This is a genomic window from Pseudoalteromonas sp. S3785 (assembly GCF_005887365.1).
Taxonomy (GTDB): domain Bacteria; phylum Pseudomonadota; class Gammaproteobacteria; order Enterobacterales; family Alteromonadaceae; genus Pseudoalteromonas.
Genome location: NZ_PNCT01000055.1, coordinates 1 through 25,176 on the forward strand (window position 1 = coordinate 1; position 25,176 = coordinate 25,176).

21 protein-coding genes are annotated in these 25,176 nt (G+C 42.3%); 11 read left to right on the plus strand and 10 right to left on the minus strand.

Going from position 1 to position 25,176, the window contains the following annotated elements:
* Positions 1-178: 178 nt before the first annotated feature.
* Positions 179-2,524, minus strand: a complete 2,346-nt coding sequence (metL, locus tag CWC17_RS14145) for a bifunctional aspartate kinase/homoserine dehydrogenase II (RefSeq protein WP_138613575.1) — start codon at positions 2,522-2,524, stop codon at positions 179-181.
* 6 nt (positions 2,525-2,530) lie between these two features.
* Positions 2,531-3,778, minus strand: coding sequence for a cystathionine gamma-synthase (gene metB / locus CWC17_RS14150; protein ID WP_138541929.1), 1,248 nt, complete (start codon positions 3,776-3,778; stop codon positions 2,531-2,533).
* A 268-nt stretch (positions 3,779-4,046) separates the two neighbouring features.
* Here metB and metJ point away from each other — a divergent pair, with 268 nt between their 5' ends.
* Positions 4,047-4,367, plus strand: coding sequence for a met regulon transcriptional regulator MetJ (gene metJ, locus CWC17_RS14155; RefSeq protein WP_004589341.1), 321 nt, complete (start codon positions 4,047-4,049; stop codon positions 4,365-4,367).
* Between the two features lie 61 nt (positions 4,368-4,428).
* Here the strand turns inward: metJ and CWC17_RS14160 are convergent, their stop codons facing one another.
* Both CWC17_RS14160 and rpmE read right to left on the minus strand, forming a co-directional pair.
* Positions 4,429-5,670 carry a malic enzyme-like NAD(P)-binding protein gene (locus CWC17_RS14160; protein ID WP_138541928.1) on the minus strand — a complete coding sequence of 414 codons (1,242 nt, stop codon included), beginning with the start codon at positions 5,668-5,670 and terminating at the stop codon, positions 4,429-4,431.
* Positions 5,671-6,190: 520 nt separating this feature from the next.
* Positions 6,191-6,406 (minus strand): 50S ribosomal protein L31, encoded by a 216-nt coding sequence (gene rpmE / locus CWC17_RS14165; protein WP_008115018.1) that lies wholly within the window; start codon positions 6,404-6,406, stop codon positions 6,191-6,193.
* Between the two features lie 232 nt (positions 6,407-6,638).
* Between rpmE and priA the strand changes: the two genes are divergently transcribed.
* The 5 genes from priA to CWC17_RS14190 all read left to right on the plus strand — a co-directional run bounded on the left by priA (position 6,639) and on the right by CWC17_RS14190 (position 11,739).
* On the plus strand, positions 6,639-8,825 hold the full coding sequence (gene priA / locus CWC17_RS14170) for a primosomal protein N' (protein WP_138613577.1): 2,187 nt from the start codon (positions 6,639-6,641) through the stop codon (positions 8,823-8,825).
* 11 nt (positions 8,826-8,836) lie between these two features.
* Entirely contained in the window at positions 8,837-9,364 is a 528-nt protein-coding gene (locus tag CWC17_RS14175; protein WP_138541926.1) for an SPOR domain-containing protein, read from the plus strand.
* Positions 9,365-9,443: 79 nt separating this feature from the next.
* Positions 9,444-9,962, plus strand: a complete 519-nt coding sequence (hslV, locus tag CWC17_RS14180) for an ATP-dependent protease subunit HslV (protein WP_004589336.1) — start codon at positions 9,444-9,446, stop codon at positions 9,960-9,962.
* 11 nt (positions 9,963-9,973) lie between these two features.
* Positions 9,974-11,302 carry an ATP-dependent protease ATPase subunit HslU gene (hslU, locus tag CWC17_RS14185; protein WP_138541925.1) on the plus strand — a complete coding sequence of 443 codons (1,329 nt, stop codon included), beginning with the start codon at positions 9,974-9,976 and terminating at the stop codon, positions 11,300-11,302.
* A 62-nt stretch (positions 11,303-11,364) separates the two neighbouring features.
* Positions 11,365-11,739 carry a gamma-butyrobetaine hydroxylase family protein gene (locus CWC17_RS14190; protein ID WP_138541924.1) on the plus strand — a complete coding sequence of 125 codons (375 nt, stop codon included), beginning with the start codon at positions 11,365-11,367 and terminating at the stop codon, positions 11,737-11,739.
* A gap of 31 nt (positions 11,740-11,770) precedes the next feature.
* Here CWC17_RS14190 and CWC17_RS14195 read toward each other — a convergent pair whose 3' ends face one another.
* From CWC17_RS14195 to CWC17_RS14205, 3 genes are all read right to left on the minus strand, one after another.
* Positions 11,771-13,651: a methyl-accepting chemotaxis protein gene (locus CWC17_RS14195; RefSeq protein WP_138613579.1), complete on the minus strand. Its 1,881-nt coding sequence runs from the start codon at positions 13,649-13,651 to the stop codon at positions 11,771-11,773.
* Between the two features lie 88 nt (positions 13,652-13,739).
* Positions 13,740-14,777, minus strand: a complete 1,038-nt coding sequence (locus tag CWC17_RS14200; RefSeq protein ID WP_138613581.1) for an MJ1255/VC2487 family glycosyltransferase — start codon at positions 14,775-14,777, stop codon at positions 13,740-13,742.
* Positions 14,774-15,313 carry a phosphatase PAP2 family protein gene (locus CWC17_RS14205; protein WP_055014582.1) on the minus strand — a complete coding sequence of 180 codons (540 nt, stop codon included), beginning with the start codon at positions 15,311-15,313 and terminating at the stop codon, positions 14,774-14,776. Before CWC17_RS14205 ends, CWC17_RS14200 begins: the two co-directional genes overlap by 4 nt.
* Positions 15,314-15,515: 202 nt before the next feature.
* On the opposite strand from CWC17_RS14205, the gene rraA reads away from it, so the two are divergent.
* On the plus strand, positions 15,516-16,013 hold the full coding sequence (rraA, locus tag CWC17_RS14210) for a ribonuclease E activity regulator RraA (RefSeq protein ID WP_004589330.1): 498 nt from the start codon (positions 15,516-15,518) through the stop codon (positions 16,011-16,013).
* A gap of 76 nt (positions 16,014-16,089) precedes the next feature.
* Positions 16,090-17,145 carry a formimidoylglutamase gene (locus CWC17_RS14215; protein WP_138613583.1) on the plus strand — a complete coding sequence of 352 codons (1,056 nt, stop codon included), beginning with the start codon at positions 16,090-16,092 and terminating at the stop codon, positions 17,143-17,145.
* Between the two features lie 89 nt (positions 17,146-17,234).
* Here the strand turns inward: CWC17_RS14215 and CWC17_RS14220 are convergent, their stop codons facing one another.
* Complete coding sequence (locus CWC17_RS14220; protein ID WP_138613637.1) at positions 17,235-18,899, minus strand: GGDEF domain-containing phosphodiesterase; 1,665 nt, start codon at positions 18,897-18,899, stop codon at positions 17,235-17,237.
* Positions 18,900-19,021: 122 nt separating this feature from the next.
* Positions 19,022-20,269 (minus strand): imidazolonepropionase, encoded by a 1,248-nt coding sequence (gene hutI, locus CWC17_RS14225; protein WP_138541919.1) that lies wholly within the window; start codon positions 20,267-20,269, stop codon positions 19,022-19,024.
* A gap of 112 nt (positions 20,270-20,381) precedes the next feature.
* Between hutI and hutC the strand changes: the two genes are divergently transcribed.
* The 3 genes from hutC to hutH all read left to right on the plus strand — a co-directional run bounded on the left by hutC (position 20,382) and on the right by hutH (position 24,386).
* On the plus strand, positions 20,382-21,089 hold the full coding sequence (gene hutC / locus CWC17_RS14230; RefSeq protein WP_138613585.1) for a histidine utilization transcriptional repressor HutC: 708 nt from the start codon (positions 20,382-20,384) through the stop codon (positions 21,087-21,089).
* Positions 21,090-21,156: 67 nt separating this feature from the next.
* On the plus strand, positions 21,157-22,830 hold the full coding sequence (hutU, locus tag CWC17_RS14235) for a urocanate hydratase (protein WP_138613587.1): 1,674 nt from the start codon (positions 21,157-21,159) through the stop codon (positions 22,828-22,830).
* Between the two features lie 2 nt (positions 22,831-22,832).
* Complete coding sequence (gene hutH / locus CWC17_RS14240) at positions 22,833-24,386, plus strand: histidine ammonia-lyase (RefSeq protein ID WP_138613589.1); 1,554 nt, start codon at positions 22,833-22,835, stop codon at positions 24,384-24,386.
* On the opposite strand, the gene CWC17_RS14245 is transcribed toward hutH, so the two are convergent.
* A complete protein-coding gene (locus tag CWC17_RS14245; RefSeq protein ID WP_138613591.1) occupies positions 24,364-25,134 on the minus strand; it encodes a Rossmann-fold NAD(P)-binding domain-containing protein in 771 nt (256 codons plus the stop codon). The two genes, hutH and CWC17_RS14245, sit on opposite strands and share 23 nt — an antisense overlap.
* Positions 25,135-25,176 lie beyond the last annotated feature (42 nt).

Consider the following 25,176-nt stretch of genomic DNA (forward strand, 5'->3'; position numbering starts at 1 on the left):
ATCTATTTTGAGGATGGATAAACGTAGTGATAGTAAGACAAAAAATTCGCTATTTAGTTGTTCTAAATGAGAATTTTTTTAACGCAGATAGCGACACGTTTAGCCCCTGAAAATGATTAAGTGTTATTGAGGATTGGTATAGCACACGCTGCCGTTTTACTATTAATATTTGGCCCCGCTATTTTAAGTTTTTAACTAACCAAAATAAATCAGAGTGCACTCCCGCGGCGGTCACTTGTTTGCCTGCCCCAGGGCCTTGTATTACTAAGGCGTTTTCGTTATACCACTGGCTATTAATAACAAAGATATTATCGCCAGGTGTTAAGTTAGCTAAGGCATCTCCTTTAGGCGCGTAAGTTATACCTACCTTAGCCGTTACTTTGCCCGGCTCTAATGCCAATAAGCCTGTATACCTAAGTACAGCATTTTGCGCATTTGCCGCATCGGCATGGTGCTTAATAAAGGCATTTAACTTATCTTTATTCGCTAAAAAATCATCCCATGAACCTTGGGCTAACTCATCAGGCATTAATGCTTGTAAGCTTATATCATCTAAATCTAATTCAATGCCAAGCTCGCGCGCAAGTATCAGTAATTTACGTTGCATATCGCGACCTGATAAATCCTCGCGCGGATCAGGCTCTGTAAAGCCCATTTTTTGCGCTTCAAGAACAAGATCAGAAAATGCTACACTGCCATCGTACTTACTGCACAACCAAGAGAGTGTGCCCGAGAAAACACCTTCAATACGCGTAATTTTATCGCCACTATTTTGTAAATCGGCCAATGCAAAGTTAATTGGTAGCCCAGCCCCTACACTGGTGTTATAGCGCCAATGCAAGTTACGCTCGCTAATACTTTGGCGCAGCGCGTTATACCAATTTGATGCAGCCGTGCCCGCGTACTTGTTAGCACTTATTAAATGACAGTCTCGCTCTACAAAGTCGGTGTATAATTGGCTAAATTGCTCGCTTGCCGTTATATCAACAACAACTTTGTGCTCGTAATCAAGTTCGTTTAATGCACTTAATAAATCCGCCTGCTCATAAGCAACGGCATTATGCTGCCATTGTTTTTTCCATTGCCCAAGCGTAATACCCGAGGCATTAAATAGCATATGTTGCGAGCGAATTAACCCAACTAGCTTAATACTATAATCGCCCGACAAACGCTTAAATTGAGCTTCTAGCTGGCTTAAAAATTCATCGCCTACATTACCTAAACCAGCCACAACTAAGGCAATCTCTTGGCCTTTATTAATTAATTTTTCGTGCAATAAACTCAATACATCGCTTTCTATTAACTGATCAGTTAACAGCAATGTATAGCCTGTATCTTGATGAATAAAACGAGGGTAAATACTTTGCTGATTTAAAACCTCAGCCGCTAATGTACTTAGGGTGTAAACATCTTGCGTAGGTGCAACAACCGCGCAGCCATTTAAATTAGACTCACTTATGTTTGCTCGCCCAGCAAAATAACTCACTACTTGATGCGTTGCCCCCGCGGGCACAACTAAGTATGTATCGCCGTTGTGTATAAAATGATGAAGGCTGTGTTGAATAAGTTGGCTAACATGCGCCACTTCACCCGCGTTAATACCTTCTACAAGTAGTAAATCAACGTTTTGTAATGTAGTAATGAAACGTTTTTGCTTAGCTTTGCCTTGTTTTACAATATTGGTAGGGGCAGTTTGCACATCAAAACTGCTACGTACAGCCAGTTTAATATTACTATGTTTTAAAGGCGAAAGCGTTTTTGCATGTAACACAGGGTTACCCAACCGAGCTAATAGGTTAGCTTGTTCACGGCACACTTTGTTGTACTTAATCGCCTTTTCAACTTTACGGGGATCTGCACTAAACACGCCAGGTGTATCAGTCCAAATACATACATTGTGTGCGTCGCAATAATTGGCTAATAAAGTGGCGCTGTAGTCACTGCCATTACGCCCAAGCGTAACTGTTTCGCCATCAGCACTTGCTGCGATAAACCCTGTTACTACGTTAATTTTATTTGCTTCAATAACTTGGCTGCATTGCTGCTTGTTTTTCGCATGCAAAAGCTCCCCGCTTGTTACACTAAACAGCGCTCTAGCATCATGAGCACACGCTTGAATGTTTAATTGCGTTAAATAGGCCGCCAATAACCGCGCAGACCACAGTTCGCCATGCGCCAGTAGCGCCGCCTCTTGCAACTGCTGCTCGTTGGCTTGCTCTGCCACATCACTTAGCTCTTGCGCTAACACAGCTAAAGCTGCGTGTTTAGCATCGGCTTTTAATAACGCTTCAATTAATGCTGTTTGGTGGTTACTCAATTGCAGTAAAATATCAGCAACGGCTTGCTTATCTTGTTGTTGATAACTTTGCCACAGCGAAACCAAGGTATCAGTGGTTTTACCCGCAGCAGATACAACCACGCAGTCGCCTGGCTGTGTGTGAGCAATAATAATTTTTGCCACACTTTGATAGCGCTCGCTCGAACTTAAGCTCGAGCCACCAAACTTATGTACACTATTTACCATACTCAATCACCACAAAGCTGGATGGGCAGCCTGCTGCTTTACATCACCATTGGCATTGCCTGCGGCTTTACCAACGCGCCCTACATTTTTATTTTGTCCAGGTTTAACTAAGTTAAAAACACGCTCAAAATCAGCTAATAGATCTTCTACATCTTCAATACCGACCGAAATACGAATTAACGTATCGCCCACTCCCGCTTCTAGACGCGCTTTTGGCTCCATACCTGCATGAGTCATGGTCGCAGGGTGACAAATTAAACTCTCAACCCCACCTAGCGATTCAGCTAAGCTAAACTCTTTAAGGCTTGTTAAAAACGCCGCAGCATCATCCACATCCCCCTTAATATCAAAGCTAACCATGCCACCAAAGCCAAGTTGTTGGGCTTTAGCAAGCGTATGTTGAGGGTGCGATTCAAGGCCAGGGTAGTAAACTTGGCTAACATACTCAGAGCTTTCAAGGTATTTAGCAATCGCCAGAGCATTTTCTTGGTGCTGCCTTAAGCGCACATTTAAAGTACGTAAACCACGTAACGTTAAATAGCTATCAAATGGAGCGCCGGTAATGCCAATGTTATTGGCCCACCAAGCAAGCTCATCACCAAGCTCTTGTGTTGCAGCAACAACTGCACCGCCTACAACATCAGAATGGCCGTTGATATATTTAGTGGTTGAGTGCACCACAATATCTACGCCAAACTTAATTGGATTTTGTAATGCCGGAGATAAAAAGGTGTTATCGGCAGCCACTAATGCACCGCACTGTTTTGCTATATCCGTCACGGCTTTCATATCCGTTAGGCGCAGCACAGGGTTACTGGGTGTTTCTATCCAAATTAATTTAGGTTTAATGGTTAAAATTTGTTCTAGGTTTTCTGAGTTAGTTAAATCTAGTACTTTAAGTTTAAGCAAGCCGCGTTTTTCTAACGACGTAAATAAACGGTAGCTGCCGCCATAACAATCGTGAGGGATAACCAAGGTATCATCGTTATTTAATAACTGTGTGGCTAAATGCACCGCAGCCATGCCCGTAGCAGTAATAATTCCCCGCGCGCCACCTTCAAGCTCTGCTAGCGTTTCAGCTAAAATATCGCGATTAGGATTGCCACTGCGCCCATAGTCATATGCGCGCTTAGTATCAAAATCGGCAAACGAATATGTCGTCGATAAATAAATTGGCGGTACAACGGCGCCATGATGTTTATCGGCATCAACCCCATTTCGTACAGCAATGGTTGCTTTGTTTTTTTCGCTCATATTCGTCACCTGATTAATTTGGATGTTTAGACGTCTAAAAGAGTAAGTTATCCATTATAATAAGTCAAAGCTTTTAAAGCTCTAGATGGCTAAAAATAATATACGTGTAAAGCCCTCATAAATCTTTATTTGACGTTACAGCCAGCTTATTAAGATAGATTGCTATCTATTATTTGACTATCTTTTTTAAAACGATAGAATTTCACGCATATTTACACGCTTTTTACGCCGTGTGAGAAATTAATAATCTGAGGCAACGATACATCTTATGGCTAAATGGAATGGTGAGTATATTCACCCATACGCAGAACACGGGAAAAAATCAGAGCAAGTTAAAAAGATCACCGTTTCGATCCCGCTAAATGTATTAAAAGTATTAACTGATGAGCGTACACGTCGTCAAATAAACAACCTGCGTCATGCAACAAATAGCGAGTTACTATGCGAAGCGTTTTTGCATGCATTTACAGGCCAACCATTACCTAATGATGATGACCTACGTAAAGACAACGCAGAAAAAGTACCTGAAGAAGTTAAAAAAATAATGCAAGAAATGGGTTTAGAAGTGCCTATTTTAGACGAAGAATAAAACGTCTTTTTAAACAAAAAAACCTCAGCATGCTGAGGTTTTTTTGTTTAAGCGCTATATATTACGCCATGTAATTTTCAGGCAAGTCGATTTGTGCCACGCCCGATTCAACAGCCGCCATCGCAACCGCCTTGGCTATACGTGGTAATAAACGCGGGTCCATCGGCTTAGGAATAATGTAATCTGCACCAAATTCGAGCTTTTCTACACCCGCCGCTGTTAATACTTGCTCAGGCACTGGCTCTTTAGCAATACTACGAATAGCTTCAACAGCAGCTATTTTCATTTCATCGTTAATTGCGCTTGCACGCACATCTAAAGCACCACGGAAAATAAACGGGAAACATAAAACATTATTAACTTGGTTAGGAAAATCAGAACGCCCTGTGGCCATAATTAAGTCTTTACGCGCACTGTGCGCAAGCTCAGGTGCAATTTCAGGATCTGGGTTTGAACATGCAAATACCACTGGCTTATCGGCCATTAACTTTAGGTCTTCAGGTGCTAGCAAATTAGGACCCGATACACCTACAAATACATCTGCATCAGCAATTACATCTTGCAGCGTGCGCTTATCTGTATTGTTAGCAAAAAGCTGTTTGTATTCATTTAAGTCATCACGACGAGTATGAATAACCCCTTTGCGGTCTAGCATATAAATATGTTCGCGCAATGCTCCACACTTAATTAACAGCTCCATACACGCAACTGCTGCAGCACCGGCACCTAAGCATACAATAATGGCATCTTCTATTGATTTGCCTTGCACTTCTAATGCGTTAAGCATCCCTGCTGCAGTTACAATAGCGGTACCGTGTTGGTCATCATGAAAAACCGGAATACTGCAGCGTTCAATAAGCGCTTTTTCAATTTCAAAACACTCTGGCGCTTTAATATCTTCTAAGTTAATACCACCAAACGTGTCTGCAATGTTGGCCACTGTATTTATAAAATCTTCGGTGGTGCGATGCTTAACTTCAATATCAATAGAGTCAAGGCCGGCAAAACGCTTAAATAAGAGCGCCTTACCTTCCATAACAGGCTTAGAGGCTAGTGGCCCTAAATTACCTAAACCTAAAATTGCCGTACCATTACTGATAACTGCAACCATATTCCCTTTACCGGTGTATTTATACGCATTGGCTGGATCTGCTGCAATTTCTCGCACAGGCTCTGCTACACCTGGGCTATAGGCTAATGCTAAATCTTGCACCGTTTCAGCTGGTTTTGTTAGCTCAATGCTGATTTTGCCTGGAACGGGGTGAGAATGGTAATGTAATGCTTGTTCACGAAAATCTGACATAACGCGATGGTATCCTGCAATTTAAGTTAAGTGAGAGGGAGTATGGCGCTAAGATACTCTTATTAATTTTAAATTCCAAGCAATATCAGGTCTATCCTGTTATATGCTATATCCGTTAATTTTAAGTGATTTATCAGCAACTTCGCTAAAAGTTATCAACATTAAACAAATAAAAATTCATTCAAAAAGTGCTTTTTGAGGTTCATTTTACCTAAACAATATTTTTGGTATTTTGCATGATATTAGTTTATCAAACTGCACCATTATGGCGCGTTAATCACTGTTAAAAACAAATATCGCCACGATTAGCGCTTTTAACAACTTGGTTAAAAATTAACGTATAAAAAATATAGAGAAGAATTGTCTGTTTGTCTGCAAAGCTTTATGCATATTCAGAATAAGAACAGGAAATAGTTATGCAGTGGGGATATGGTAATAATTGGTAGTTTTCTACCCCAAAAGGTGAATTTTAGACACAAAAAAAGCATCCGAAGATGCTTTTTTTACTAAACAGCAATAATTATTTTTTGCTGCTAAGTGCACCGAAGCGCTTGTTGAAGCGATCAACACGGCCGCCAGTGTCTAAAATCTTTTGCTTACCAGTGTAAAACGGGTGACACGCTGAACATACGTCTAGGTGAATGTCTTTACAAAGAGTAGAACGAGTTTCGAATTTGTTTCCGCATGAACATGTTGCAGAAATTACTTCGTACTTAGGGTGAATACCTTCTTTCATAGGAACCTCTAGTTAAGGCCGCATCGCTCTCCAAACCCGAAGTCTGGCACCATACGTCGTTAAAACAAATTTATAGGCCGCGGATTTTATCCAACTAGCCTGCCCCGCACAAGCTTTAATTACGCTTTTTGTCAAAAAAGTAACCAACTAGCCTTAGAGCGACTATTTGAGTGTAGGTTTTTAGCCTTATTTTTAGTACATTAAGCTATTACCCTTTATCACATGAGTTGTTATGCGCTTTGTTGAAGTTGCTATAAAAGTTCCGTTACCACGCACCTTTGATTATAAAATAGATGAACAACTTATCTCGCCCACAGCGACAATTATGCCTGGGATGCGTGTTTTGGTGCCTTTTGGGAATCAAAAGAAAGTAGCTGTTGTTCTTGCACTTAAAACGCATACCGATGTACCCGAGAACAAAATTAAAGCGGTTAGTGAAGTTATTGACCAAACCCCCATTTTATCATCGCAGCATTTAGAACTGCTTAGCTTTACCGCACGTTACTATTGCTATCCACTCGGTGAAACGATACATATTGCACTGCCAAGTGCGCTTCGCCAAGGTGAACACCCTGATAAAACCAGCATAAGTATGGTTAGTCTTACCGAAAAAGGCGCAAAAATACCGTCATTAAAAGCGAAAACCCAGTTAAACTTGTTAAAGCAGCTCGCACAATCAGGTAAGTCATCATTAACCGAACTAAAAGCGCTCGGCTTTAGTAAAAAAACAATAGATGCCTTAATAGATAAAGAATTTATAACCCAAAGCATTGAGCACGACAACCAATGGCAAAGCGTTGCGCCCACAGTCGGTACTAAGCCAGTACTGAATAAAGAGCAAGCCGTAGCGTGCACAACAATAAATCAAAGCGTTGGTTTTAATAGCTTTTTATTAGAAGGTGTGACCGGCAGCGGTAAAACCGAAGTATATTTACAATGCTTAGAAGAAGTCCTCAAACGTGGCGAACAAGCCCTAGTGCTAGTGCCTGAAATAGGGTTAACGCCACAAACCGTCAACCGATTTCGTCGTCGCTTCCCTGATACCCCAATAATGCTATGGCACTCAGCCCTCACCGATAACGAGCGCTTGCAAACATGGCGTTTTTGCGAAAAAGGCAGCTGCGCAATTGTAATAGGTACCCGTTCAAGTATTTTTCTACCTTTTTTAAAGTTAGGAATGATAGTGGTTGATGAAGAACACGATTCATCATTCAAACAGCAAGATACCTTACGTTACCACGCACGCGACTTAGCAGCTTATCGGGCATTTCAGCATAAAATACCGCTTATTTTAGGCAGTGCCACCCCAGCACTGGAAACACTACACAAAGCTATAAACAATAAATACCAACTTTTAAGCCTTACAGAGCGCGCGCAAACAGCAACCGATAATAAGTTTATGTTGCTTGATATGAAAGGTCAGCCCGATCAAGCGGGTATTGCTCATGCAAGCCTTGCCACTATGCGCCAACATTTAAACCGCGGTAAGCAAGTTATGGTGTTTTTAAATCGCCGCGGTTTTTCTCCTACGCTTATTTGTCACGAATGTGGGTGGCTAAGTGAGTGCAATCGTTGCAGCACTAGTGCCACCTTTCATAAAGCCATTGGTCAAATGATTTGCCATCACTGTGGTGAGCAGCACCCTGTACCTCATCAATGCCCTGATTGCGGTAGCACGCAAATTTTTCCTAACGGAAAAGGCACAGAGCAAATTGAAGAGTTTTTATCGAGTGAATTTCCCGATACGCCCGTAAGTCGCATCGACCGCGATTCAACCCGCCGTAAAGGAAGCTTAGAAAAAGCCTTAGAAGAAATAAACCAAGGTGGAGCGCGTATTTTAGTGGGCACACAAATGTTAGCTAAAGGTCACCATTTTGCCGATGTTAGCTTAGTGCTTATATTAGATGTAGATAGTGGTTTGTACTCGTGTGACTTTAGAGCTACTGAGCATTTAGCCCAACTAGTGACTCAAGTTGCTGGGCGCGCGGGTCGCTCGGGCGAGCCTGGCCAAGTATTACTGCAAACGCACTTTCCAGAACACCCTCTTTTACAAGATTTAGTTAATAACGGCTATCAAGACTTTGCCCGTTTTGCTTTAAGCGAGCGAGATGACGCTGACTTACCACCCATCACTAATATGGCTATAGTCAGGGCACAAGGGCACAGTATTAAGCAAGTTGTCGATTTTTTGACGGATTTGGTTCCTGTTAACGGTGTATCTGGTATACAATTGCTCGGTCCAATCCCTGCTCCACTTGAAAGAGTGGCGGGTATGTATCGATTTCAATTGCACATTCAAGCGCAAGACCGCAAAGTATTGCATCAGTATCTTGCGCAAATGGTTGACTATTTAAGCACCAGCAAACTCGCACAAAAAGTGCGCTGGAGCCTTGATGTTGACCCTATAGACATGATTTAGGTTAAAGCCAAATGGCACAGCACGATTATATTAATAAAAAACCAGCGGGTAGAAAAAACACCAAGCAGGCCCCTGCTAAAAAACCATTTCCTATACTTTTAGTTGTTATTACTGTTTTGCTTGTAGGTGGGTTTGCCTACGGCTTATGGTTTATTAAAAATAATGCTGATCCTGAGCTTGTTGAGCAGCAGGCACACCCTAAAACAGCTGAAAAAGTAGAAATAGCTAAACCTCGCGCCCCTAAGTTCATTGAAGAAATTAAAGAGCATGAGATCCAAGTAGAAGTGAGAGAAATTGAGCAAAAAGGCCCCTATGTTATGCAGTGTGGGTCGTTTAGAACTCATGAACAGGCTGAAACCCTTAAAGCTAAAATCGCTTTCGCGGGCTTAATTTCAGAAATCAAAAAAACCACCGGTACTAATGGTGTTTGGTATAAAGTGCGTTTAGGTCCTTATAAAACAAAGCGCCAAGCCGAAAGCGACAAAAACAAACTCAAGCGAGTACATGTTGTTAGCTGCGGAATTTGGGGCTGGACTTGAAATTAGTGCATTCACCCATATAACCTCTTCATAATCGTTTTTTACAAGCTGCCCTCGCAGCTTGATGATGAGGAATAACATGACCACTATCGTAAGTGTACGCCGCGACAATAAAGTAGTAATTGGTGGCGACGGCCAAGTATCACTTGGTAATACCGTAATGAAGGGCAATGCCCGCAAAGTTCGACGCCTTTATAATGGCAAAGTAATTGCTGGCTTTGCCGGCGGTACTGCTGATGCTTTTACCCTATTCGAACGCTTTGAAAGTAAACTAGAAATGCACCAAGGCAACCTCACTAAAGCCGCTGTAGAAATGGCCAAAGATTGGCGTAGCGACCGAGCCCTACGCAAGCTTGAGGCGTTGTTGGCAGTTGCAGATGAAACCGCTTCACTAATTATCACAGGTAACGGTGATGTAGTGCAGCCAGAGAACGATTTAATTGCTATTGGTAGCGGTGGTAACTTTGCTCAATCAGCAGCCACTGCCCTATTAGAAAATACCGATTTAAGCGCTCGCGATATCGTAGAAAAAAGCCTGACCATTGCTGGCAACATCTGTGTATTTACCAACAACTTCCAAACAATCGAAGAACTATAATAGGACCCATTATGTCTGCTATGACCCCAAGAGAAATTGTACACGAGTTAGATCAGCATATTATTGGTCAAGCTAAAGCTAAAAAAGCCGTGGCTATTGCTTTGCGTAATCGCTGGCGCAGAATGCAATTAAACGATGACTTACGTAGCGAAGTAACCCCTAAAAACATTTTAATGATTGGTCCAACCGGTGTTGGTAAAACTGAAATTGCCCGCCGTTTAGCTAAACTAGCAAATGCGCCTTTTATTAAAGTAGAGGCGACTAAATTTACTGAAGTAGGTTATGTTGGTAAAGAAGTAGAAACTATCATTCGCGATTTAGTTGATGTATCAATTAAAATGACCCGCGAGCAACAAACTAAAAAGTTTAAACACCGCGCAGAAGAAGCAGCAGAAGAGCGTATTTTAGATGCACTTTTACCACCCGCTAAAGATCAATACGGTGAAACGCAGCGCGATGACAACTCATCGACTCGCCAAACATTCCGTAAAAAATTACGCGAAGGTCAGCTTGATGATAAAGAAATAGAAATAGATTTAGCGCAAGCGCAGCCAAATGTAGAGATTATGGCACCGCCTGGTATGGAAGATATGACCAACCAGCTGCAAAGCATGTTCCAAAACATGGGTGGCGACAAACGTACTAAGCGTAAGTTAAAAATTAAAGAAGCCTTCAAACTATTAACTGAAGAAGAAGCCGCTAAGCTCGTTAATCCTGAAGAGTTAAAAGAGCAGGCTATCTTTGCTGTAGAGCAAAACGGTATTGTGTTTATTGATGAAATAGACAAAATCTGTAAGCGTGGCGATTCGTCAGGTCCAGATGTAAGTCGTGAAGGTGTGCAACGCGACTTGCTTCCACTAATTGAAGGCTCAACTGTAAATACTAAGCACGGTATGGTTAAAACCGATCACATGTTATTTATTGCATCGGGCGCGTTCCAAATGGCTAAGCCATCAGACATGATCCCTGAGTTACAAGGCCGTTTACCTATTCGTGTAGAACTTGAAGCGCTCAGTGCTAATGACTTTAAACGTATTCTTACCGAGCCACATGCTTCACTTACTGAGCAGCAACGTGAGCTACTTAAAACTGAGCAAGTTAACGTTGAGTTTAGTGATGATGCAATAGATCGTATTGCCAAAGCGGCATGGCAAGTTAACGAGAAAACCGAAAATATTGGTGCGCGTCGCTTACATACAGTAATGGAAAAGCTAATGGAAGAAGTTTCATACGATGCATCTGAGCAGGCAGGCTCTACCCTTACTATAGATGCCGCCTACGTAGAAAAACACTTAGGTGCACTTGTAGAAGACGAAGACTTAAGCCGCTTTATTTTATAAGGTAGGCAAAAATACTATACTAAAAGCCTCCATATTGGGGGCTTTTTAATGGGACATATAAAATGAAACACGTAACAAAAGTGCATTATCATAGCGTGAGTAAAAACCTAGATGTTTACTTTGATGATGACAGTATGACTGTATTTAGCTGCGAGTTTTTACGCGTTCACTCCCCCTCTGCCGAAGTGCAAGGGCATGGTGCAGAGCCAATGAAGTTGGTACTTAATAAACAACATGTTGGTATAAAAGGGATTGTACCGGTGGGGCATTACGCACTTAGGTTAGACTTTGATGATGGCCACAACAGCGGGCTATTTAGCTGGAGTTACTTTGAAACACTACAAGCGCAGCAAAAAACCTTGTGGGATAAATACCAAGCGCGCCTTGCTGAGCACGAACAAAACAAAGATAGCGTACCAATAAAGTTTGTTCCCTAAACCTTATTGGCTTTTTAAACGCTACGCTGTACTACACTTTAAACTTATCAATAGCCGAAAATAATACGCGCGCTTGTTCAGAGACTTCTTCACTGGTTTGCGCATTATTCACTGCATGCTCAGAGGCATCTTGGGCAATGTCTCTAATGCGTACTACATTTTTGTTTACCTCTGATGCCACCTGACTTTGCTCATCAATAGCAACGGCAATTTGCGTGCTCATTTCCATTATGGTTTGCACATCTTCGGTAATAGCGCCGAGTAAATCACCCGCTTTAATAGCTTGTGAAGCACTCTCATCACCTTGCGAGCGACATTGATGCATAATACTTACTACTTCTTGCGTGCGCTGCTGAAGCGTATTAATAATGCCTTCAATTTCACTGGTAGACTCTTGTGTGCGTTGCGCAAGCGAGCGCACTTCATCTGCCACTACAGCAAATCCTCGCCCTTGCTCACCAGCGCGAGCGGCTTCTATGGCGGCATTCAATGCCAGTAAATTGGTTTGCTCTGCAATGCCTCTGATTACATCGAGTACTGAGCCTATAGTTTCACCGTCTTTTTCAAGTTGCGATACCACACTTGATGCATTGCCTAACGACGAAGATAAATCGCGTATGTGCATAACCGTAGAATCTACTTCATTGCGCCCTTGCTGCGCGCTTAGATTAGTTGACTCTGCTTTTTTAGCAGCAGCTTCGGTGTTATGCGAAATATCTTGAATCGTTGCCTGCATTTGCGTAGCCGCAGTGGCCACCATATCCGCTTCGTGTAATTGCTCTTGCATGCCTGAACTTGTTGCAGAGGTGCTTTCAGATAAGTGCTCTGTTGCTACATTTAACGTATTAAGCGCAGTATTAACTTCGTTTATGAGGTTTTTAAAATCGCCTATTAAGCTATTAAAGTCTGAGGTCATGATGGTAACTTCGTCATTACCTGTTTGCTCTATCATCACACTTAAATCGTTATTGCGGCGTATGTCGTTTATGGTGTGATACACTCGTTCAATAGGTACAATGATTGAATGGCTAGTAAAGTACACTAATGCTAATACTATAATGCCCGAAACAACAAATACAACGAGGGCAATAAACTGCGCTTGGTCAACGCTTTTCTCAACTTCCAACTTGGTTGACTCAACAATTTGACCAACAACCTGATCGCTTTTTTCTACATTAATACGCATAACGCCTAGTGCCCCTGAGTCTAAATCTAGTCCTAACTCAGTTTGTGCTTTAACTAGGTTTTGAAAAGCGACCTGATAAGTATCTATTAACGGGTTTATTTGCGACTTATAACTACTTTGCAAATTAGCTTGCGTAATTTTTTTCTTAAACGTACTGATAAGGTTATTAAAGCGAGTTACGTATTTTGAATCAAAGCGCAGCATAAAGTCTTTCTCAGCACGTCGCAGCTGAAGCATCACTGATAAAAGCTCAAAATTGTCTTGCTCTTTTAATAGTTCTTCAACTTCATGTACTGCATTTCTAAGCTTGCCATATAACCCATCTTTAGGGTTTAAGCCTATCTGCTGCTGTAACCTAACAACCTCTGAAAAATTGTTGTTGTAGCTAGTAATAAGCGTATGAAAATGCTCAATTTGCGCTGTGGTAATACCCTGCTTTTGCATTACCTCCTGCAGCTTTTTGATTTTAGTGCTTAGCTGTTTAAAATCCTTATCAAATGATGTAAGTGCTTCCTGCTGCTTGTAAAAAAGAAAGTTTTTTTCATACTTTCTAAGCTCTAGTGCGTGTACGTTGAGCTCTTCTGCAAGCTGAATTGTTTTGTTCAGATTAAGTGTTACACGTGACTCATAAATTATCACACACAACAAAATGACCATTGCCAGACCGACTACCACTGCATTAAGTTGTAAACGTCTTTTAATAGTTAAGTTTTGTAAAAAATTCATTGAAAACACCTATATTAAATATGCACTATTAGTGTAGTACGTTATGGCGCTTTTTTTTAAACTTTTTGTTAATTTTATTGTATGTAAGTCATGCCATTAGATTGACACTACCCCATAAATTTTTATGCAATGATTGAGTGTTATGCCATTGTTTTTTAAGCAACCAGTGCACCAGAGGAGCTGGATCACTGGGAAAGTTGATCTGCTTGTTTTGCGGAGCACTATTCCAGTCATCTAAGGCTTGGGGGTTTAAGTAGTTCATTACATGAGCCATTTTCATCGCCCGTAATGTTTGCGCATTTGCATCTTGTTCAAACTGGCCATCGAGTGGTTTAAGTAATAACTTTTTCCCAAGCTTTAAAGCCTCACTTGCTAGTTCAAAGCCTGCATTACCAATAACACCGCTCGTGTTTGCTAAATCGTTTAAAAACCCCGCCCGTGAAGGAGCGCGTAAATGAATGTGTCCAAGGGATTTATCTTGCGCATGTGGGTGGTAACAATAAAACTCTTTTTCAGGGAAGTCCTTCAAATAATCAATAATGTTGTCGAGGCTTTCAAAAGGTAAGTATACAAGCACTTTATTCATAACCGCGACTGGGTTGCCATGGTTATGGTTTGCAATGAAGGGCGGTATAATATTATCTGCAAAAGGCTGCCAATGTACGCCTAAATAGGTGTTTGCTGGCGCATAGTGCTTAATAAGAGATTTTCTAAATAAACCTCGACCAAACATAGGCACACTATTAGATAAAAAAGCCGCCTGGTGACTAATACCAACTACAGGCACGCCTGAGCACTTTGCCGCCCAGGCTGAAATAGGCTCAAAGTCATTTAAGACAAAGTCGTATTTTTTTACATCAAATGATTTTATATCGTTAACCAACTCGCAGACACGGGCATTTTTTAATGTTTGATAGCTTTTTACTTGGCCGTTTTTAGTGCTGAACGATAACCCCCGAAACGTTTTGTAATCAGCAAAGTCCTGCATATCAAAGTATTCTTTTTCAGGGCGTCCTGAAAAAACGTAATCAACATTTATACCTAACTCTTTAAAACAACTTGCCATAACACGGGCACGCGTAATGTGGCCATTACCTGTACCTTGTATGCCGTATAGTATCTTCATACTGGCACCACCAAAGCTAGCGCAAATAAACCACATGAACTGCCAATAACGGCGCCTATTATTATATCTGCTGGAAAATGTACGCCTAATACCACGCGAGAAACCGCCACACCTGAGGCCCAACTAAACCATAGCCATGCATACTCTGCAAAAAAGTGACCCAATATTACCGCAACTAAAAAAGCAGCCGCACTGTGCCCAGAAGGTAAACTAAATTTATCACTCGGGACAATATACGCATTGCTCACAAGGCAATCGCAGGGGCGGATACGGGCAAAGCTACGCTTTGCTAAAAAATAAATCGGTCTTTCAATTGCAAACCCCAGTAACACCGATATTGGTAATAACTGATGCTGCTCATTGGTACTTAGCCACCAAACTGCGCAACACATAAGTAAATATAAACCACCATTACCACTTTTAGATAAACCAAGCGCAGCCGTTTTTAACCATTTGGGGGAATTATAATTAAATAAAGTTAAAAACAGTTGTTCATCTATTCGAGCCATTTTTTTAAACACGTTGTTGTCATTCATTATTCACCTTCAGCTGCACAATATCTAACCACAATGAAAGCTTAGTGGCTGAAAATAACAATTGAGTGACGCTTTTAAGACACTATTGTTGCCATTTCTAATTTCGTTATTTTTTGAATAAATTTACTGCGATTAAGTCGTTGTTATTGCATATAAGGAGGGTATACTGAGGGTAACTTATGTACCCTTTGAGGATAAAATAATGGATTACAGCACTTCTGACTTATGTGATTTTTTTGCCGATGTGGTTGACGTGCTTGAACCGATGTTCATCAACTTTGGTGGTCGACACACGTTTGGCGGCCGAATTAAAACCGTTAAATGTTTTGAAAATAATGAACTGATCCGTGAAATACTCTCACAAGATGGTACTGATCAAGTACTACTTATCGACGGAGGCGGATCAACACGACGCGCTCTTATCGACATTGAACTTGCAGAGCTTGCACTTGATAATAACTGGAACGGCATTATTGTATTTGGTGCTGTACGTCATGTAGACGAGCTAGAAGAAATAGATTTAGGTATTCAAGCAATTGCATCAATCCCTGTTGCCGCCGACAGCGAAGGCGCTGGTGAAGATGGCATTGGCGTTAACTTTGCCGGTGTGTCGTTTTTTGATGATGATTTTATCTATGCAGATAGTACTGGCATTGTATTATCAGCCGAAGAACTTGAACTAGAAGTTATCGAAGAATAAAGTAACACGCTGTGCTTTAAAAAAGCACAGCTTACTCCACCCCTATTTATTTACTGCTCAATACGGATTCAACACAGTGCACCCTACCTTAAAAGTGTATGATGAAAACGCCGTTAAACCCTATTGCTCCACACGCACTAACGAAACAAAAACCTGGCAGTCTGTTGCTCTATTAGACACCCACGTAGATGTACAACAAGCACTTAATGATGCAGCGCAATTTGGTATTCGCTACGTATTAATTGGTGTATGTGAAGATATCGGCCCTCGCGCTAATTTAGGCCGGGGTGGCTCGCATCAGGCATGGTCCGCTTTTTTACAATACTTTTTAAACCAACCTGTTAACCAGTTTAGCGCAGCACAGCAGGTACTGCTGTTAGGCGAAATTGACGTTGATGATGTAATGGCGCAAGCCCAAGGCTTAAATAACCAGCACACTGAAGAGCTGGCTCAACTACGCAAGTTATGCGCAACAATAGATGAGCGAGTAGAGGCGGTATTAATGCTTATATTTAATGCTGGCCTTGAGCCTATTGTTATTGGCGGCGGACACAATAATAGCTTTGGTATACTCAGTGCTTTAAGCAAGTATATTGGGGCTGCTGTTAACGCTATAAATTTTGACCCCCATGCAGACTTACGCCCTTGCGAAGGCCGTCATAGTGGCAATGGGTTTAGCTATGCTTTGAAAAAAAATGCATTGCAGCAATATCATATTATTGGCCTGCATGAGCAAAAAAATAACCAAGCCATTTTTGATTTGATCGCGCAAAATCAGTGTCGTTATCACAGCTATCAGGCCATTAATATACGTCGAGAAATATCACTAACCGATGCCGTACAGCACGCCTTAGCAGGGTTTAATAATGCGCCACTGGGTATTGAACTCGACCTAGACAGTATTTCATTTTTACCAGCCAGCGCTTACACATGCTGTGGTTTTAGTGTCAGTGATGCTGAGCACTATGTATATTTAACAGCAAAACACAGCACTGCCCGTTACCTACATTTATGTGAAGCTGCACCGATAAATCACCCTGCAGGGTTAAAAGCCGGCATGCAAAGCTGTGGGCAAATTATCAGTGCGTTAGTAAATGCATACTTACAGGCAAAATTAGTTAGCACGAAATAGTAACATTGAGTACTCTGAGCAATCTCATAAAGCGAGGTGATTAGACGGGCCTATCGAGATGATAAAGCGCCACTTTAAAAAATGATAACTCATTGTGCTTGATGAGCCTGCCACTGCTTCAGCCAACTCATTAAACCAATACTACTCAACGGGTGGCCAAAATAATAACCTTGTGCCGCATGGGCTTTTAAGCTTTTTACAAACTTTAATTGATCTAAGGTTTCAACGCCCTCAAAAATAACCTTGGTATTTTGTTGGTTATGCATTTCAACCATACCGCCAACTAGGCTGCGAATATTATTCTGATTGCTAAAATCGGCGGTTAGCGATGGTGCCACTTTAATGTACTCAACCGCTAAATTTGGCAGCTTAGAAAGCACAATTGGGTTATCGCCTAACCCATCAACACATATTTTTAAACCTAAATTGTTTAATCGCGCAATCATGGCGCGGCCCTTATTATCTAAATCTGTGAATATATGCAGAGGGCATTCAACAATTAAATCTCCATGCTGTAAGTTGTGTTCACTCACTACGCCATCAACAAACTCAACAAACTCTTCGTTAAGCATTTCAGGGCCAAATAAGTTGATGCTCAGTGGTATAGCAATACCCTCAATGCGAAGTGCCATGGCAAGCTCTGCAGCGCGCTCTATAACAAATTTAGCTAGTGGATAAGCTAAGCCCGCAATACGAATATCATCAATAAATCGGTGGGCAGATAAAATACCTTGCTGGGGATGCTGCCAACGCAGTAGGAGTTCTAAAAATTCAATTTGGCCGTCATCGTTACGAATAATAGGCTGAAAATAAAGCTCAAGTTCGCTGACAAAATCAATATTAGCCAGCTCTTTTAAGCGGGCTTGCTGCTCGAGCTGTTCAACCATCATTTGTTGATGGTACACAACCACTGCTTTTTTAGGCTGTCTATCAAGAGCTAAGTAAGCACACGATACTAAGTTATCAAAGTTAGCATCTTGCTCATCGCAATTAACGTAACTGGCTCTTGCTTTTACCTCTACTGTACAATTAGCAACATTGAACGGCTTGAGTGTTGCGCCAATAATTTGCTCAATAATGTGCTCATGAGTGTGTTTATGCGCAGCTAGGCTACAAATAAACGCAAAGTTAAGACCGCCTAAATGCGCCAGCTTTTCATAGCCCCCTAAATCAATCACATCGTCGTTATTTAGTAAGCCTTTTATTCTATTAGCTGATTGTGCCAACAACAAATCACCAAAGTCTCTACCAATATGCTGATTAACTTGCTCAAACCCTTCTAAACGCACAATCACCAGTGCAGCTTCTAACTGTTTTTCTTTACACCAGCTGTAATAACCTTGACGTAACTGTTGTTTATCAGCAAATGCAGCAAGGGGAGAGTCATCTTGGTACGGTTCAGGCTCGTTGATATTATGCAAATCTTCAACTTTGGGCTCTTCTTCCTCGTTCATTAGCCCTACAACCGCCTGCAGAATAATAGCCACCACCACCCAAAATAGAGGCACATTCATGAGTAAATGCGCCGAAAACAACACCACAAATAGCAAGCCAGAAACAGCACTTGTGATAATCATGCTCCAACTATTACGTTCAAATGTCAGCCATAAGTGAAAGCAAAAACCAAAGGCGAGTAATATTGCCAACCAAGCAGCACCACTGCTTAAAATGGCTAAACCAACAACTGCTGTACATAAATAACTAAATTTAATACTGGCATTCTTAACCGCAACTAACGTAGCCACCATCGCCATTAATAGCGCGCCGCTAAAAAATATAGGAAAGTTACTATCAGTCAAAATACTCAAGCTTACGCCACTCCATTAGCTATAAAATTTAATAAAAGCATGTTTAATATGAACAAAAATAATACAAACTAATTAATTCTACCCAAAATCCATAGATTTAACAGTTTATTTACGCCAAATTGGTAACTTAATTGTGAAGGGTGACTTATTTGCCAATGTGCAATATCAGCCCTTGCACCCACCTTTAGTACACCTCTATCTTTCAACCCTAACGCTTGCGCTGCATTGCGCGTTACGCCCGCAAGAGCTTGCTCGGGGGTAAGCTTAAATAAAGTACAAGCCATATTCATCATTAATTGCACAGAGCATAAAGGCGAAGTCCCTGGGTTAAAGTCACTGGCAATGGCGATAGGCACCTTATACTTTTGCAGCAAATCGATGGGCGGAAGCTGCGTTTCACGTAAAAAATAAAAAGCCCCAGGCAATAAAACAGCCACAGTGCCAGCCTCTGCCATAGCTTTTACGCCGTTTTCATCAAGGTATTCAATATGATCAGCTGAAAGGCCTTTATACTCAGCCACCAGCTGCGCGCCCTGCTGATTAGAAAGCTGCTCAGCATGGCATTTTACCGGCAAGTTATGTTTTTTAGCTGCATCAAACACGTGCTTTGTTTGTGTATGACTAAAGCCTACATTTTCACAAAATACATCCACAGCATCTGCAAGGTTATTAGCCACTATTTGCTCAAGCATCTGTGTACATACTAAATCAATGTATTCATCTGTACGGCCTTTGTACTCAGGGGGTAACGCATGCGCACCTAAAAACGTGGTTTTAATATCAATAGGGTGATGCTCATTAAGCAAACGCGCTACTTCTAAAATTTTAATTTCGTTTTCAACATCAAGCCCATATCCCGACTTTATCTCAGCTGTCGTCACGCCCTCGGCAAGTAAAGTGTTTAAGCGATCTTTTGCATCAACAAATAGTTGCTCATGGCTTGCCGCGCGAGTAGCCCTAACTGTACTGGCAATACCGCCACCTTGTGCAGCTATTTGTTCATAGCTTGTACCTTGTAAGCGCTGCTCAAATTCCTCTGCTCGGGAGCCTGCAAATATTAAATGTGTATGGCAATCAATAAGCCCAGGTGTTAACCATTGCCCTTTAATACTTAATGTAGGGGTAGCAAAGGCATCAAAACTGGGTAAGTTTGATTGCTCACCTAACCATACAATCTCGCCATTTTTAATCGCCAGTGCCGCATTTTCTATCGTCCCATAAGGCGCAGCAACTGTGCTATCCATGGTTGCTATGTTGGCATCTATCAATAATAAGTCGAGATCTTCTAAGGCGTAACCCGTTGTTTTATTTTGCATACTTAGCTCCCTAACGTGCTTAAAATACAGTCTAACAATACACCTTGTATATACAAGACAATTATGCCATCTTTATTAAATAGTTTATTTTAAATACAGCTAGTAATAAGTAATGACCACTCCTAAATTTGCACAAATAAAACAATTTATTGTCGATAAAATAAAAAATGGCGCATGGCAAGAAAATCAACGCGTCCCCTCGGAAAACGAGCTTAGCAGTCAATTTTCTGTAAGCCGTATGACCGCACGACGTGCACTGAGCGAATTAACAGATGCCGGTATTTTAACGCGCAGCCAAGGATTAGGTACGTTTGTAGCAAGTTTTAAATCGCAGTCATCTCTACTCGAAATTAAAAACATTGCCGATGAAGTAAAAGAGCGTAACGGGCATTACAGCTGTAGCGTGCACGTGCTTGAATCTATCAATGCCATTGCCCCCATCGCCATTGCGCTTGGCGTTGAAGTAGATAGCGTGGTGTATCGCAGTGTGCTGGTACACAACGAGAACGACAAACCACTGCAAGTTGAAGAGCGGTTTGTAAACCCAGCTTTAGCCGCGGGTTATTTACAACAAGACTTTAGCACCCTTACCCCGCATGAGTACTTATCGAGCGTAGCGCCACTCACACAAGCACGCCACACAGTGGAAGCGGTTATGCCTAACTCGCAAATGTGCCAATGGCTTAACCTGTATAACGAAGAGCCCTGCTTACAGGTCATTCGTCGTACTTGGTCTACAAAAGGCATAGTGAGCTTTGCTCGCTTAGTATCACCGGGCAGTAAATACCGCTTGGGCGGACACTTAACATTTAAAAAATAATAACAAGGTAACGCTTAAGGGCGTTTTTTTATAGCTGACCATCTTGTATATACAACAGGAGAAATTCATGAACAATCGGCTCGACACACACCGTGAAATCCGCGCGCCCCATGGCGACAAAATTAGCGCTAAAAGTTGGCAAACCGAAGCCGCTAAACGCATGTTAATGAACAATTTAGACCCTGATGTTGCAGAACACCCTCATGCGTTAGTGGTCTATGGTGGTATTGGCCGTGCAGCAAGAGACTGGCCAAGCTTTGATAAAATAATTGAAACCCTTGATAGGCTCGAAAACGACGAAACACTGCTTGTGCAATCGGGCAAGCCCGTGGGCGTATTTAAAACCCACGAAAACGCGCCACGAGTACTCATTGCTAATTCTAATCTGGTACCGCATTGGGCAAATTGGGAGCACTTTAATGAGCTCGATAAAAAAGGCCTAATGATGTATGGGCAAATGACCGCAGGTTCTTGGATTTATATTGGCTCACAAGGCATAGTGCAAGGCACTTACGAAACCTTTGTAGCAATGGCAAAACAACACTTTGGCGGTAATGCAAAAGGTAAATGGGTTTTAACCGCAGGTCTTGGCGGTATGGGGGGCGCACAACCACTTGCAGCAACCATGGCAGGTTTTAGTGCTTTGGTTGTTGAATGCGACGAGACCCGCATCGATTTTCGAATTAAAACCGGCTACGTTGATGTAAAAGCCACAACGCTTGAACACGCACTTGAACTGATTACCGATGCGTGTATTAAAGGCAGCCCTATATCAGTAGGTTTATTAGGTAATGCTGCTGATATTTTTACTGCTTTGGCAAACAGCAACATTACCCCCGATATCGTGACCGACCAAACCTCAGCGCACGACCCACTCAATGGCTACCTTCCCCAAGGATGGAACTTGCAAGATGCAGCAAAAATGCGTGAACAAAACCCACAAGCAGTAGTTAAAGCCGCTAAGCAATCTATGGCAGTGCAAGTAAAAGCCATGTTAGTACTGCAAAAAGCCGGTGCTGCCACTACCGACTATGGCAATAACATACGCCAAATGGCCTTTGAAGCAGGCGTTACCAATGCGTTTGATTTTCCGGGCTTTGTGCCCGCTTATATCCGCCCGTTATTCTGTGAAGGCATTGGCCCATTTAGATGGGTTGCGCTTTCGGGCGACCCCGAAGACATTTATAAAACCGATGCAAAAGTGAAAGAACTTATCCCAGAAGATACCCATTTACATAACTGGCTTGATATGGCCCGTGAGCGCATTCAATTTCAGGGTTTACCAGCACGTATATGCTGGGTTGGTTTAAAAAATCGAGCCCGCCTTGCACTGGCTTTTAACGACATGGTTAAAAATGGCGAGCTTAAAGCGCCGGTTGTAATTGGACGCGATCATCTCGATTCAGGCTCTGTAGCCAGCCCGAATCGTGAAACAGAAAGTATGCTAGATGGCTCAGACGCCGTGTCGGATTGGCCAATACTCAATGCTTTATTAAACACTGCAGGCGGCGCTACATGGGTTTCACTGCACCATGGTGGCGGTGTTGGCATGGGCTTTAGCCAACATGCCGGCGTTGTAATTGTTGCTGATGGAACTAATGAAGCAAAAGAGCGTATCGCCCGCGTGCTTTGGAACGATCCTGCCAGCGGTGTTATGCGTCATGCCGATGCAGGTTACGACATTGCAAAAAATTGTGCGCAAGAGCACCATCTCGATCTCCCTATGCTAAACAAGGAATAGTCATGATTTCACACACTCTCACACCAGGGCAGTTAGACTTAAACACCCTAAGAAAAATTAATGACTCAGCTGTCACGCTTAACCTTGTCGATGGCGCCAGTACACAAATAGCCGCCAGCGCACAAACCGTTCAAAACGTAATAAGCAAACGCCAAACGGTGTACGGTATTAACACCGGCTTTGGCTTATTAGCCAATACAAAAATAGCGGATGACGAGCTTGAGTTACTTCAACGTAGTATTGTACTTTCGCACGCTGCCGGTATTGGTGAGCTCATGGACGACAGCACAGTAAGGTTAATGATGACCTTAAAAATAAACTCTCTATCTCGGGGCTACTCTGGAATACGCCTTGAGGTGATTGAGTTTTTTATTAAGCTACTGTGCAGTGAAGTTTACCCGTGCGTACCAGAAAAAGGATCTGTAGGTGCTTCGGGCGATTTAGCGCCGCTTGCTCATATGTGTCTACCGCTGCTAGGTGAAGGTAAAATGCGTCACAAAGGTGAAATTATAAGTGCTGCACAAGGGTTAAAAATTGCAAACCTTTCCCCCCTAACTTTAGGTGCAAAAGAAGGGCTGGCGCTGTTAAATGGTACACAAGCTTCTACCGCACTTGCGTTACAAGGGCTTTTCAAAGCAGAAGATTTATACACGCAAAGTTGTGTTATAGGCTCTATTAGCATAGAAGCTGCTAAGGGCAGCCGTGCCCCCTTTGATGCACGCATTCACGAAATACGGGGGCAACGCGGCCAAATCGATACAGCCAGTGTATTTAGAGAGCTACTTAGTACTCAATCACAAATTAGCCAATCTCACGTAAACTGTGAAAAAGTGCAAGACCCTTACTGCCTGCGTTGCCAACCTCAGGTATTGGGCGCGTGTTTAACACAAATTCGCCAAGCCGCAGAAGTGTTGTTATGTGAATCAAATGGCGTTACCGATAACCCGCTGGTATTTGCCGATGTGGGCGATATTATCTCCGGTGGTAATTTTCATGCAGAGCCCGTTGCTATGGCAGCTGATAACTTAGCCATTGCGATTGCCGAAATAGGCGCGCTAGCAGAGCGAAGAATCGCGCTACTTATTGATTCAAACCTCTCTACACTGCCGCCTTTTTTAGTTGAAAATGGCGGTGTTAACTCAGGCTTTATGATTGCCCAAGTAACTGCGGCGGCACTTGCTTCCGAGAACAAATCGCTTGCGCACCCCGCCTCGGTAGACAGCCTGCCAACATCTGCTAATCAAGAAGATCATGTCTCTATGGCAACCTTTGCAGCAAGGCGCTTAAATGAAATGGCCAATAACACCCGCGGGGTATTAGCAATTGAATGGCTTGGGGCTGCTCAAGGGCTTGAGTTTAGAGCCCCGCTAAAACCCTCACCGCAAGTAGAAAAAGCAAAAGCACTGCTGCGCGAGCATGTAAGTTACTATGATAAAGACCGCTACTTTGCCCCCGATATAGACGCGACCAATACGCTTTTATCACAGGGGGCGTTGTGCGACTTTATTAATCTCAACCCGCTACCTTCGCATGTTAAATTCCATGCTGATAGCTAAAACCTAACGCCTCAATTGCTGAGCCAAGCACCTTGCGCTCAGCACTTTCATTACTGGTAAAGGTTGGCATTTCACCGCCATGCTCTGCACACTTTTGTGCATAATAATTCGCTTTAGTGGGGTGCGATGGATTCACCACGTTATAAATATTTTGCCCCGAATTATAGTTCTCTATTACCGCAAAAATAGCGTTTATCACATCTTGTTGATGCACCATATTAACCACTTGCTCGCTAGATGAGTTTAATTCTTTACCAGCCACAAAGCGTCCAGGCTCACGGTTAGGTCCTAATAAGCCCGCTAAACGCAGTACCTTACCGTCTTGTTCTAGTACTTTTTCTTCGCTATCGAACAGTTTTATTTGTCGCTCATTGGTGCAGCTTATTTCACTGCTTTCAGTGTAAACACCTGGCTCTTGGTCGTACACACCAGTAGATGAGCATAAAATAAAGCCTTTGGCAGTTAATTGTTTAGAAAGAGTAAGTGCAGCACTAAGTGTTTCTGGGTAGTTACTTTCACTGTGTCTGCTCCGTGGGGGGATTGCACACACCCAGTAAGCGTCGTGTAAATCTATTTGGTGTGTTAGCTGCCCATCATTAAGGACAAATTGACGCTGAAAATCCTCTGTATACTCATCACTTCTATGTGTACCTTGTACTTGCCAACCGGCTTGCTTAGCTTGTAAGCATAAAGCATGACCTAACCAGCCTGCGCCTAATACTACTAATTTATTAGCTTTTGTTTCCATTTTTGCATAACCCTTCATTTTAAACGCATAATTAGTGCTTTT